Source organism: Heminiphilus faecis (genome assembly GCF_008728965.1).
GTDB classification, from domain to species: domain Bacteria; phylum Bacteroidota; class Bacteroidia; order Bacteroidales; family Muribaculaceae; genus Muribaculum; species Muribaculum faecis.
Genome location: NZ_VSMC01000015.1, coordinates 46,110 through 58,721, shown reverse-complemented (window position 1 = coordinate 58,721; position 12,612 = coordinate 46,110). Strand labels below are relative to the sequence as shown.

10 protein-coding genes and 1 tRNA gene are annotated in these 12,612 nt (G+C 48.9%); 9 read left to right on the top strand and 2 right to left on the bottom strand.

Annotated elements, in window-relative coordinates; all coding sequences use genetic code 11:
* Positions 1–30: 30 nt before the first annotated feature.
* Complete coding sequence (locus FW767_RS07840) at positions 31–1,293, bottom strand: tyrosine-type recombinase/integrase (protein ID WP_123477308.1); 1,263 nt, start codon at positions 1,291–1,293, stop codon at positions 31–33.
* A 211-nt stretch (positions 1,294–1,504) separates the two neighbouring features.
* A tRNA-Phe gene (locus FW767_RS07835) sits at positions 1,505–1,577 on the bottom strand.
* Between the two features lie 194 nt (positions 1,578–1,771).
* On the opposite strand from FW767_RS07835, the gene FW767_RS07830 reads away from it, so the two are divergent.
* The 9 genes from FW767_RS07830 (at position 1,772) to murG (ending at position 12,610) form a co-directional block, all read left to right on the top strand.
* A complete protein-coding gene (locus FW767_RS07830) occupies positions 1,772–2,461 on the top strand; it encodes an SIR2 family NAD-dependent protein deacylase (RefSeq protein WP_148464451.1) in 690 nt (229 codons plus the stop codon).
* 174 nt (positions 2,462–2,635) lie between these two features.
* Entirely contained in the window at positions 2,636–3,553 is a 918-nt protein-coding gene (gene rsmH / locus FW767_RS07825) for a 16S rRNA (cytosine(1402)-N(4))-methyltransferase RsmH (RefSeq protein WP_121698726.1), read from the top strand.
* Positions 3,554–3,572: 19 nt separating this feature from the next.
* Positions 3,573–3,911, top strand: coding sequence for an FtsL-like putative cell division protein (locus tag FW767_RS07820; RefSeq protein WP_121698725.1), 339 nt, complete (start codon positions 3,573–3,575; stop codon positions 3,909–3,911).
* 8 nt (positions 3,912–3,919) lie between these two features.
* Positions 3,920–5,998 carry a penicillin-binding protein gene (locus tag FW767_RS07815; protein ID WP_121698724.1) on the top strand — a complete coding sequence of 693 codons (2,079 nt, stop codon included), beginning with the start codon at positions 3,920–3,922 and terminating at the stop codon, positions 5,996–5,998.
* Between the two features lie 32 nt (positions 5,999–6,030).
* Positions 6,031–7,491, top strand: a complete 1,461-nt coding sequence (locus FW767_RS07810; RefSeq protein ID WP_121698723.1) for a UDP-N-acetylmuramoyl-L-alanyl-D-glutamate--2,6-diaminopimelate ligase — start codon at positions 6,031–6,033, stop codon at positions 7,489–7,491.
* Positions 7,492–7,511: 20 nt separating this feature from the next.
* Entirely contained in the window at positions 7,512–8,771 is a 1,260-nt protein-coding gene (mraY, locus tag FW767_RS07805) for a phospho-N-acetylmuramoyl-pentapeptide-transferase (RefSeq protein ID WP_121698722.1), read from the top strand.
* An 8-nt stretch (positions 8,772–8,779) separates the two neighbouring features.
* A complete protein-coding gene (gene murD, locus FW767_RS07800) occupies positions 8,780–10,123 on the top strand; it encodes a UDP-N-acetylmuramoyl-L-alanine--D-glutamate ligase (RefSeq protein ID WP_121698721.1) in 1,344 nt (447 codons plus the stop codon).
* An 18-nt stretch (positions 10,124–10,141) separates the two neighbouring features.
* Positions 10,142–11,488 (top strand): FtsW/RodA/SpoVE family cell cycle protein, encoded by a 1,347-nt coding sequence (locus FW767_RS07795; RefSeq protein WP_121698720.1) that lies wholly within the window; start codon positions 10,142–10,144, stop codon positions 11,486–11,488.
* Positions 11,489–11,503: 15 nt separating this feature from the next.
* Positions 11,504–12,610, top strand: a complete 1,107-nt coding sequence (gene murG, locus FW767_RS07790) for an undecaprenyldiphospho-muramoylpentapeptide beta-N-acetylglucosaminyltransferase (RefSeq protein WP_121698719.1) — start codon at positions 11,504–11,506, stop codon at positions 12,608–12,610.
* Positions 12,611–12,612 lie beyond the last annotated feature (2 nt).

The window sequence follows — 12,612 nt, the reverse complement described above, 5'->3', positions numbered from 1 at the left end:
GGGTAGTCATTAATTGACCGCCCCCATTCTTTAGAACTTCATCGCTGCCAACACCTTATTCCGGCTGGCAGTGTCACCTTGATTGTTGTAGTAGATCTTCTCACAGTTCTCTATACTGGTGCCCATCATATTCGACACATATATGACCGGCACACCCTTACTTATATAATGTGTTATCGCTGTATGCCGGAAAGTGTAGGTGTGCAGCGGAAAAGAACAACCCAGTGCCTTACCGACTTTTTTGAGCCAGTTGTTCAAATTCCCTATAAAGTGTTTTATGTCACCATTATTGGTGGTCTGAGTTTTCAACTTCTCCTTGTTGCGTATCGGAAATATATAGCCGTCCTTGGCTAATCTTTTCCACCGTAACATAATGCGGTCAAGCTCTGTATTGATTGGAACAGAGCAGGGTACCGCTTGCTTCTCAGCAATCTTTCTGCGATTAAAGACAAAGTGGCTTATACCACCTATCTTTTTGATGTCAGAATACCGAAGTGCTATCGCGTCACAAGCTGACTGGCCGGTATAAAGAATGAAGAGACAGAAATCCCGGTACAACTCATTGAGTGGAGATTTTGATATTGAAGATAAGTCCAGGGTGGTAAACTTCTGGCATTGTTCTTCAGTCAGTGTATGAAACTTCTGAGAGCTGGAACTGGGTTTCTTGAACCAGTTGCATTTTTTGAAGTCCTCAGCTTTCAGATACCCCTCTTTGTCGGCTTTCATAATCAATGAGTGCAGGATCTTTGAGACATAACACATTCCCGTGCCTTTACGCGCGCGCTCGACCCATTCAAAGACGTTGTTCACGAAAGCGGCATTAATCTCAGTAATTAGGAGCTTGGAGTATTTAATCTTCTTAGCCTTGCAGAACTCCTGAAGTCTCTTGTCACATTTCAGGTAGTTCTCAAAACTGCCCTTTCCTGAGCCGTCTGCGTGCTTGTTTTTGTTGAGCTGGTCAACTACATACTGGATGAACTCTGAGACCGTAAGAGCCTTCCTGACGGGCTCTGTGGCTGTTTCCATAGCAGCGATCATACCAAAAACACTGCCGGTCCAGTTTATAGCCATTTCATCGAACTTCTGTCGGAACTGAACGAGTATGGCATTGTTCTCATCGCTGAAGGGGCAGCTTGGGATAAAGAGCTGCTTCTTCTGGTTCCAGTGTTTCTTCTGGATGGCTCCTTTCAGCATTTTGGTGACGTTGATAAACTTCGTCTCGCCGTCCTGATAGAGCCTCAATCTGAGTTGGAACCCTTTGGTTCCGAACATCTGATAGTTGATTGTAATCATTACGTTGCTTTAATCAGTTAGTGATGACGTTTCGTCTGTCACAAAATATGCACATCACTGACTGGTCTAAGCCACAACACTGCGAAAATACCCCAAACTATACAGGGTATTGACAGAACTTAGGGAAGGCTAACCCCAAGATAATCAGCTATTAAAATAGAAACTCAGTTGACCCATACTATACAGGGTAAACTGAGTTTCATCATTGAGGTGGTGCCACCAGGAATCGAACCGGGGACACAAGGATTTTCAGTCCTTTGCTCTACCAACTGAGCTATGGCACCTTTCTGCGTTTTTGCGATGCAAAGTTAAGATGTTTTTTTTGTTTATGCAATTTTTTTGCCTCTTTTTTATAGGACAAAAATTGACATCACTGTATTTCAGCAGTTTAAGCTTATTTAATTTCTGTAATTTGACAATATTTCGCCCGGATTGTTTTATTTTTTGTAACTTGCGATATATAATAAAACAGTTTGGTATGAGAAAAAAACTTGTTATCTCTACTGGCGCAGGCATGAGTGCCGAAAGCGGTATATCAACTTTTCGTGACAGCGGAGGACTCTGGGAGCAGTATCCGGTAATGGATGTGGCAAGTGCTGAGGGATTTGAAAGAAATCCGGCCCTTGTACACAATTTCTATAATGCCCGCCGACATGACTTGATGAAGGCACAGCCAAATGCCGGCCATAAAGGACTTGTCAAACTTGAAGAATGGTTTGACACTTATATCATCACACAGAATGTCGATGATCTTCACGAACGTGCAGGCAGCAAGCATGTGCTTCATCTGCACGGCGAGTTGATGAAGGTCCGAGCCATTGACAATGACACACAAATATATGAATTGGAGTCCGATTCTCTCGACACTACTCCTGACACAATTATAAACGGTCATCACGTAAGGCCTCATATTGTATTTTTTCAAGAGGCGGTTCCGTGCTTTGAGCCAGCCACGAAACTGGTTAGCCAAGCCGACATATTCGTCATCATCGGCACTTCGCTTAATGTATATCCTGCGGCCGGGTTACTACATTATGTGCGACCGGGGGTACCTGTATTTTACATAGACCCCAATCCGGCAAGCGTACCGCCCGGAGTCACAGTACTGAAAACAGGCGCAGGAAAAGGTGTGGAGGAGCTGACAAAAATACTGGTCGCCCTGAAGTAATTTACAATTGTAAATATTTGAAGCCACGGATTGAAAATGCTCAAAACCAGCTGTAGTAGCGATGTTTCTGCGGTGTTGATAAATTTATGAAAAAAAGTCGAAATTTATGTATGTAAATTTTAAATTAATTCGCTAACTTTACGACCTTATTATAAACGACTTCAATGACACAACATGCAGCATAATGCATATCATATACCGGCGCTACTTGACGATGCGATAAACGGCCTTGACATCAAGGCTTCAGGCACGTATGTTGATGTCACCTTCGGTGGTGGCGGCCATTCACGCGCCATAATGGAAAGTCTTGATGATGACGGCCGGCTATTCGGTTTCGACCAAGATGCCGATGCCATGGCCAACGCCATAGACGACCCGCGATTTACATTTGTATACAGCAATTTCCGCTATATGCGCAATTTTCTGCGCTTCCACGGAGTTACGGCAGTTGACGGCATACTTGCCGATCTTGGAGTGTCATTTCACCATTTCGACGACCCCGAGCGCGGTTTCTCGTTTCGTTGGGAAGGGGCACTTGACATGCGCATGAACCGCAATGCTTCCCGATCGGCCGAGTGGTATGTCAACAACTTCAGCGAAGAACAGCTTGCCGACATCCTGTATCTATATGGTGAGCTTAAAAATTCACGCCGTATAGCTTCGGCAATCATCAAAGCCAGATCAACTGAGCCAATAACTACAGTGGAGGGCCTCCTGTCGGCTGTGCGTCCACTGATGAATCCCCGAAAGGAGAAAAAAGAACTTGCACAGGTATTTCAAGCACTACGCATAACCGTCAACAACGAAATCGAAGCATTGAGTGAATTTTTACGACAGTCACTTGAGGTTCTGAAGCCGGGCGGACGTCTTGCCGTCATCACCTACCACTCGCTCGAAGACCGACTTGTAAAAAACTTCATGCGCTCGGGCAATCTTGAAGGCCGTGTGGAACAGGATTTTTACGGACGAAATCTCTCACCCTTCCGTCTGCTCACATCAAAGCCTATTGTGGCCGATGATGCCGAAGTCGAGCGAAATCCGCGCTCGCGAAGCGCCAAACTCCGCATAGCTGAAAAAGTAATGACGCCGTAATACAACAACATCACAGGCAATGGCAAAAAAAGCGACCGACAAAAAAAACGATAACATAATCAAGAAGGCACTACACGGACGTGTCCTCTCAAGCGACTTTTTTCTCCGCCACTGGAAAGCCGTACTTACCGTCATGGTGATGTTGCTCGTCTTTATCACCAACAGATACCAGTGCCTGACCCGCATGGAGGAGATACGCAAACTCGAGCAAACGCTTGAAGTCATCGAGACCGAACGCATAAGAGAGCGCAGCACCTACATGAGCCGTATACGCGAGTCGTCGATGCAGGAACTTGTCGACACGATGAACCTCCATCTTAAAATACAGGATCAACCGCCTTACAAACTGCAGAATTAAGTTAAACAATGAAGAAAGAGAACCGCACCCACATACTTCTGCGCTATATCCTCGTGATAGGCTTCATACTTCTTTTTGCCGGCCGTATAGCCTACAAGGCCTTTGACAACTCAGTTCTGTCAGCCGCTCAATGGAATAAAAAAGCCATGAGCGAATTGTCGCGCGTTGACACTATCACGCCCGAGCGAGGCGACATATTGTCATCAAACGGACAGATACTGGCTACCAATCTCTGCTTCTACAATATACGCATTGACTACCGCTGTGAACGCTTCCTTGAAGGCCGCTATATACTGGCATTGGATTCGCTGGCCGATTCGCTGGCCACATATTTCCCGGTAAGGACACGTCAGGAATGGCTGCAACGGTTGAAAAAACCGCTCCAACAAGATAAAAACAAGCGTCCGCGTGCCTACAAAATTCTGTCCAATATATCTTACGCGCAATATCAGCAACTGCTTACATTTCCGTTCTTCAAAATAAAGAATCCCAACAAGACCGGGCTCACCAAAGAGCGGGTAAACCGCCGTGTCAATCCATACGGAGCTATGGCACGACGCAGTATAGGCGGCGTGGGCATACACCCTGTATCGGGAGAAGTACACGGGATATCGGGACTTGAAAAAGCACTCGACTCTCTTCTTTACGGCAAACCGGGACTTGCCAAAAAGGTGCCGCTGACAAAAGACATCGTAAACTGGACTGACGTACCACCGGTAGACGGCTATAACATACGCACCACAATAGACATAAACATGCAGGATATTGTGGAGAACGAGCTAAACAATGTGCTTACGACCTGCGATGCCGACTGGGGCGTGGCCGTACTCATGGAAGTATCCACCGGCAACATCAAGGCCATATCCAATCTTGAAAAAAGCCCGTACTCAAACGAGTATATCGAAGGCATGAACCGCGCCGTACTCGGCTACGAGCCCGGCTCTGTTGTAAAAACCTTGTCGATGATGATAGCTCTCGAAGACGGCATAGTCAACGATGTAGAACAGGTCATCACCACAGGACACGCATTCAAATATGCCGGTGGCCGCGCCATTACCGACTCTCACGGCACGGCATCAATGCCCATACGTGAAGTTATCGAACGCTCGTCAAACATAGGTATGGCCAAAATCATAACTTCGCGTTACGGCGACAATCCGGGCGCGTTTTATTCACGACTGAAAGGTCTTGGATTTCTCGACCCGATGAATACGGGTATCGCCGGAGAACGTCCGCCGCGCATAGACTCCGTGGCCAACAACCGAGGGGGCCGCATAGCCTTATCGCGCATGTGCTACGGATATTCGACCGAAATACCGCCTCTCTATACTTTGTCAATCTACAACGCCATAGCCAATGACGGAGTGTATGTAAAGCCACGGCTTGTCGACAGACTTATCGGAGAAAACACAGACTCAGTATTGCCTATCACCCACATGGGCACAGGAAGAGCCTGCTCTCCGGCCACCGCGCAAAAAATGCGCGGCATGCTCACCGATGTGGTATGGGGCGAACACGGTACCGGAAAACTTCTGCGCAATGAACGCGTAAAAATAGCCGGAAAGACAGGCACCTGCTACATAATCGAAAACGGAGCTTACAATACCGGCAAAAAACGACTTGCGTTCTGTGGATTCTTCCCTGCCGAAAAACCGCTGTTTTCCTGCATAGTACTGACATGTCATCCGCGACAGAACATGTTTGGCGCCGCCAGCACCAGCGGTACGGTGCTAAAGAACATAGCTTTGAAAATGTTCTCACGCGGCATGTTGATGAACAGTTCCGACTACCGGTCGGGAGACATGCCTGACAGCCGCCCCACGCTTTACGCGGCCACAAAGGAGTCACGGCACAAAAATATCCGCGAAAATCTGTCAATTGCCAATGTTAAGAAATTCACGCCTAAAAAACATAACGCCGGCATGCCGGGAGTAATAGGCTATAACCTGCGCGATGCTATCAATATGCTTGAAAGCGTCGGTGTCGACGTGTCGTTCAGAGGTTCAGGATACGTAGTGTCGCAGTCCATAGCTCCGGGCGCGTCATTCAAGCCCGGCCAACGTGTTATGCTGACATTGGCGCAATAAAAACGATAACTAAAAAATCAAGATACAAGGTTATGAAATCCCTTTCAAAACTGCTTTCCTCAATCATGATCGAAGAGATCATCGGTTCCGACGACAAAATAATAACCGATGTGGTAAGCGATTCACGCAAAGTCACTACAGGAGCTCTGTTTGTCGCTGTTCGCGGCACCACAGTCGACGGCCACTCTTTCATACCGCTGCTGCAGTATAGCGGAGTAGCCGCAATAGTATGTGAGGAGTTCCCCGAATTTATCGAAACATCCATTACATATATAAAGGTAAGCGACTCGGCGGTGGCTTTGGGTTACCTCGCTTCGGAATGGTGGGACAATCCCTCAAAGTCGTTAAAGCTTATCGGAGTCACCGGCACCAACGGCAAGACCACTACAGCCACGCTCATCTATGAAATGGCCCGACTGATGGGCTATAAGGCCGGACTGCTGTCGACTGTATGCAATTACATCGAAACCGAGGCAGTGCCCACAGCCCAGACTACTCCCGACCCGCTGACCATCAACGCACTTCTGCGCCGCATGGTTGATGCCGGATGCCGTTATGCGTCCATGGAAGTAAGCTCGCATGCGGCCCATCAGCACCGTATCTCCGGCCTTAATTTCGCCGGAGGCATTTTTTCCAATCTCACACGCGACCATCTCGACTATCACAAAACCGTCGGCGCCTACCTTGCCGCAAAAAAATCGTTTTTCGATGACCTGCCCGGTTCGGCATTTGCTCTCACCAATATAGATGACAAAGCAGGCAACGTCATGCTGCAGAACACAGCCGCCCGGAAGTACACTTACTCTTTGCGCACAGGAGCTGACTTCAACGGACGCATCATCGAAAGCCGTCTTAACGGTACGACCATGAATTTTAACGGACGTGAAGTGGAAGTGCTTTTCACCGGCAAATTCAACGCATACAACCTTACGGCCGTGTACGGAGCGTCGGTATTGCTCGGCTGGCCTGTAGAACAAGTGCTTGTCAATATGAGCCGTCTTGTGCCTGTGGCCGGACGTTTTCAGGCGTTTCATTCGCCCAAAGGCTTTACCGCGATCGTGGACTATGCCCACACTCCCGATGCGGTGGTCAATGTACTTCAGGCCATACGAGAGGTTGTAGGCTCGCGTGGCTCCATAATAACCGTGGTAGGCGCCGGCGGCAACCGCGACAAGGGCAAACGCCCCATCATGGCCAAAGAAGCCGCTCTGCGCAGTGACCGTCTTATACTGACTTCCGACAATCCGCGTGACGAGGAGCCGGCAGAAATACTACAGGACATGGAGGCCGGTCTTGACTTGGAAGGCCGCAAAAAGACTCTCAGCATAATCGACCGCCGCGAAGCCATACGCACGGCTGCCGCTCTTGCCAATGCCGGCGATGTGATACTCATAGCCGGCAAGGGACATGAAGATTATCAGGAGATAAAAGGCGTCAAGCACCATTTTGACGACAGGGAGGTCGTATGTGAAGTTATCGAAGAGTCACGTTAACAGACAAAGACGATTTAAATATGTTATATTCACTGTTTCAGTATCTGGAAAAATTTGATTTCCCCGGAGCGCGCCTGATGGATTACATCACGTTCCGTTCAGGTGCCGCACTTGTTTTGTCACTGTTCATAGCCATAGTCTTTGGCCGGCGCATAATCGACCGTCTGCAGCTGATGCAGGTCGGCGAGATAATACGCGACCTCGGGCTCGAAGGTCAGATGAAAAAAACCGGCACCCCCACCATGGGCGGTATCATCATAATAATATCAATACTCATACCGTGTCTGCTCATCGGAAACCTGTCAAACGTCTACATGCTGCTTATGATCGTAGCTACCGTATGGCTCGGCACACTCGGATTTCTTGACGACTACATAAAAGTGGCACGACGCGACAAAGACGGACTAAAGGGCAAGTTCAAAATCGTAGGACAGGTAGGTCTGGGTCTTATTGTAGGCATAACCATGCTTGTAAGTCCTTCGATAGTGATGAGAGAAAATGTCGAAGTCGAAAATATAGAAAATCATGAGATAGTGGTTCAATACAGGGCAGAGGATGTAAAAGCCCCGCAGACCACCATACCGTTTGTAAAAAACAACAATTTCGACTATTCTTACCTGACCGGATGGATGGGCAAATATGCCATGGCCGGCGGATGGTTTCTATTTATCATCGTCGTCATATTTGTCGTTACAGCGACTTCCAACGGAGCCAATCTGACAGACGGCCTTGACGGACTCGCCACTGGAACCTCGGCCATAATAGGCACGGCCCTTGCCATAATGGCCTATCTCGGAGGCAATATCATATACTCCTCCTACCTTAATATAATGTATATACCGGGGTCGGAAGAGATGGTGGTATACATGGCGGCATTCATCGGCGCCCTCATCGGTTTTCTATGGTATAACGCCTATCCCGCGCAAGTATTTATGGGCGACACGGGAAGCCTCACCATAGGCGGCATTATAGCGGTCTTTGCCATACTCATACGCAAAGAGCTGCTCCTGCCTATTCTGTGTGCCATTTTCTTTATCGAGGACCTGTCGGTCATACTTCAGGTAGCCTACTTTAAAATAACCAAAAAGAAGTATGGCACCGGACGACGCATATTCAAAATGACGCCCCTGCATCATCATTACCAGAAGTCGGCGGCCGAGTCTGACGCACTTTTGCGGCGTCCGCTCACAGCCATTCCTGAGTCCAAGATTGTAGTCCGATTCTGGATTATAGGCATATTTCTGGCGGTAATAACATTTGTGACATTAAAAATCAGATAACAATCAATATGAAACGGATAGTAGTGCTCGGAGGCGGCGAGAGCGGTGTAGGCGCCGCCATTCTTGCAAAAGATAAAGGCTTTGACGTGTTTTTGTCAGACTTCGGCAAAATAACGGCACGTTACAGCCAACAGCTTGCTGCTGAAGCCATACCTTTTGAGGACGAAAAGCATACAGAAGAGCTGATACTGAATGCCGACGAAGTAATAAAGAGTCCCGGCATACCTCCCACCGCACCCATAATGGTGAAAATAGCACAACGCGGCATACCGGTAATATCAGAAATAGAGTTTGCCGGACGTTACACCGACGCAAAGATGGTGTGCATAACCGGTAGCAACGGCAAGACAACGACTACTCTGCTCACCTACCATATACTTAAAAACGCAGGCATAAACGTGGGTCTCGCAGGCAATGTAGGCAAAAGCCTCGCTCTTCAGGTGGCCCGGGAGAAACATGATGTATATGTCATCGAGCTCAGCAGTTTTCAGCTTGAAAACATGTATGACTTCAAAGCCAACGTGGCGGTTATGCTCAACATAACTCCTGACCATCTCGACCGCTATGACTACAGGATGCAGAACTATATCAACGCCAAGTTCCGGATAATACGCAACCTCACCCCGGAAGACGCCTTCATATATTGGCAGGACGACCCCGTGATTACCGCTCAGTTAGACCGTATAAAAACAGAGGCGGCCATGTATCCGTTTGGCGAACACTTTGAAAAAAATTCAGAGGCTTATGTCGACGACAACGGCCAGTTGGTACTCAACACCGACCATATATCGCTGACCATGCCCCGCACCGACCTGTCGTTGCACGGACTGCACAACCTGTACAACTCAATGGCTGCAGGCCTCTCGGCTTGTCTGCTTGACATAAAAAAAGAGGACATACGCCGTGCTCTTGAGGATTTTGACGGAGTGGAGCACCGCCTTGAATATGTCGATACCGTGGACGGAGTACGCTACATCAATGACTCCAAGGCCACCAACGTGAACTCATGCTGGTATGCTCTCGAGAGTATGCCGCGCAATGTGGTGCTCATACTCGGCGGCAAAGATAAAGGCAACGACTACACCGAGATAGAGCCGCTCGTAAAAAAGAAAGTAAAAGCCATAGTGTGCATGGGCAAAGACAACACGAAGCTCCTCGACTTTTTCAAGGACAAGGTCGAAGCCATATACGACACCCACTCGCTTCAAGAGGCGGTTGACACATGTGCATCCGTATCCCAGCAGGGCGACACCGTACTACTGTCGCCCTGTTGCGCCAGCTTTGACCTCTTCAGCAGTTACGAAGACCGCGGCCGCCAGTTCAAAGATGCAGTAAAAAGACTTAACAGATAAAATAAAAGCATACCGGTTATGAACGACAACGACATATCAATGTTCGGCGCCGACGGTGGTGCAACGGCGACTGCCCCCGCACCGGAAAAACCGGCAAGCGCCATCCCGTACAAGCGTCATGGCGACAAGTCGATATGGGGCATATTCATTATGCTGTGCCTCATATCCATCATTGAGCTGTGCAGTGCATCGAGCCGTGAAGTCGCCGCGTCGGGAGTCTATGGCCCCATCATGCGTCATTTTGTCATGCTTACAGCGGGAGTGGCCATTGTGTGGTATCTTGAGAAAGTGCATTACAAATACTTTTTCGGCCTTGCATGGATAGTGGCCTTCCTTAGTATAGGCGCCATGCTATATGTAACCATGTTCGGCGAGATCGTCAACGGGGCAAGGCGAAGTTTCAGCATATGCAGCATCACCATACAGCCTTCGGAGTTCATAAAGATTTCGGCCGTGCTCGTGATAGCGAAAATCATGGCAAGAGCGCAGAAGCCCAAGGGCATCGGTGTACGCAACAAAGGCATAGTTGTATCGGCCTGTGTGGTGCTTGCCTTTGGCGGCGTACTGTTCAAGCAGGGTCTTACCAATACAATATTGCTAATGGCCATAAGTGTGGCTATGATGACTATCGGCGGCACCGAGTTGAAAAAGCTCCTGCTTGTGCTCGGTGTATATGGCCTTATCGGTGTGGGACTGCTCGCCGTCAAGACTCTTAAGGATAACTCCGCTCCGGCCGAAAGCGCCGCAACCACCGCAGTAGTGGTTCAGGATGCACGACAGAAAGATGAGCGTCACGGCACATGGAAAGCACGAATGGACCGCTTCTTCTCCGATGTTCCAAAGTACGAAGAGCCAATTACCGCTACCAACCGGCAGGAGATGTATGCCTACATGGCACAGGCCAACGGAGGATTAATAGGCGTATTTCCCGGCAATTCACGAGAGACCGCACGTCTGCCGCTCGCTTTTTCCGACTATATTTTTGCCATAATTCTGGAGGACCTCGGCTTCATAGGCGGCATAGCGTTGATGTTGCTATATCTCGGGCTGCTCGCACGTGCAGGTGTCATCGCACGCAAGTGCCACCGGGCTTTTCCCGTACTGTTGGTTATGGGCATGGCAGTGATGATAGTGCTTCAGGCTTTGTTTCACATGGCTATAACCACCGGCACATTCCCTGTGTCGGGACAGCCGTTGCCGCTTATCTCCAAGGGCGGCACATCAATACTTGTCACCTCTATAGCTTTTGGAGCAATGCTGAGCGTAAGCCGCACAGCAGTCCAAAACGGCTCGCGACAGGCTGTGAAAGAGGAGCTTACATCGCTGCCTGAAGACATGAGGGCCACGAATCCCGTACAATTTTAACAGAATAAACCAATTATGAAACATTATAGAATACTTATAAGCGGAGGCGGTACCGGAGGACATATATTTCCGGCACTGGCCATAGCCAACGCATTGCGTCGCCGCGATCCCGACACGGAAATACTCTTTGTCGGAGCGGAGGGCCGCATGGAGATGGAACGTGTACCGGCTGCGGGTTATGATATAATCGGATTGCCCGTAAGCGGCTTCAACCGAAAAAAAATACTGAGCAATGTCAGGGTACTGGCACGTCTGGCAAAAAGTATGCTTCGCGCCAAGAAAGTACTGCGCGACTTTAAGCCTGACATGGCCATAGGCGTAGGCGGATATGCCAGCGGACCCATGCTCAAAGAAGCGCAGAAACATGGCATACCCACTTTGCTGCAGGAGCAGAACTCTTATGCCGGCGTGACCAACAAGCTGCTTGCAAAGAAGGCCAAGGCCATATGTGTGGCCTATCCCGGAATGGAGCGCTTTTTCCCGCAGGAAAGCATAATCCTTACAGGCAACCCCGTGCGGCAGAACATACTGTCGTCCGACATGTCAAAAGAGGAAGCCCGTAAAGAACTCGGACTGCCCTCTCACCGCAAGATAGTGCTTGTGATAGGTGGCAGCCTCGGGGCACGCACCATCAACGAAAGCATAGCTAAAGCATTCAACAAGATTGAAAATGCGGGCGGTTACATATTGTGGCAGACCGGCAAACTGTATGCCGACGAGTGCCGAAAAATGGCCGACAAATATAATAATGTGGTAAAAGCCACTCCGTTCATATCGCGCATGGATCTTGCTTATAAAGCAGCCGACGTTGTGGTGTCGCGAGCAGGAGCCGGAACAATTTCAGAACTTCAGTTGTTAGGAAAACCGACAATACTCATTCCGTCGCCCAATGTAGCCGAAGACCATCAGCGTAAAAATGCCGAAGCTTTGGTGAAATGTGACGCCGCGGTCATGATTCTTGACTCCGATGCTCCGGCAAGACTCGGCAACGAAGTTGTGGCGCTTCTTAACGATGAAGAACGCTGCGCGACATTGGCCCGAAACGTAAAGGAGATGGCTCTTCGCGACGCTGACGAAAAGATTGTCGACACGATATATAACATACTTGCTGAAAAAGATTAAAG

Excerpts from the sequence above, each read along its gene's own strand:
- murG (WP_121698719.1), top strand. The coding sequence starts at position 11,504 with ATGAAACATTATAGAATACTTATAAGCGGAGGCGGTACCGGAGGACAT.
- FW767_RS07840 (WP_123477308.1), bottom strand. The coding sequence starts at position 1,293 with ATGATTACAATCAACTATCAGATGTTCGGAACCAAAGGGTTCCAACTC.
- rsmH (WP_121698726.1), top strand. The coding sequence starts at position 2,636 with ATGCAGCATAATGCATATCATATACCGGCGCTACTTGACGATGCGATA.
- mraY (WP_121698722.1), top strand. The coding sequence starts at position 7,512 with ATGTTATATTCACTGTTTCAGTATCTGGAAAAATTTGATTTCCCCGGA.
- FW767_RS07830 (WP_148464451.1), top strand. The coding sequence starts at position 1,772 with ATGAGAAAAAAACTTGTTATCTCTACTGGCGCAGGCATGAGTGCCGAA.
- FW767_RS07795 (WP_121698720.1), top strand. The coding sequence starts at position 10,142 with ATGAACGACAACGACATATCAATGTTCGGCGCCGACGGTGGTGCAACG.
- murD (WP_121698721.1), top strand. The coding sequence starts at position 8,780 with ATGAAACGGATAGTAGTGCTCGGAGGCGGCGAGAGCGGTGTAGGCGCC.
- FW767_RS07815 (WP_121698724.1), top strand. The coding sequence starts at position 3,920 with ATGAAGAAAGAGAACCGCACCCACATACTTCTGCGCTATATCCTCGTG.
- FW767_RS07810 (WP_121698723.1), top strand. The coding sequence starts at position 6,031 with ATGAAATCCCTTTCAAAACTGCTTTCCTCAATCATGATCGAAGAGATC.
- FW767_RS07820 (WP_121698725.1), top strand. The coding sequence starts at position 3,573 with ATGGCAAAAAAAGCGACCGACAAAAAAAACGATAACATAATCAAGAAG.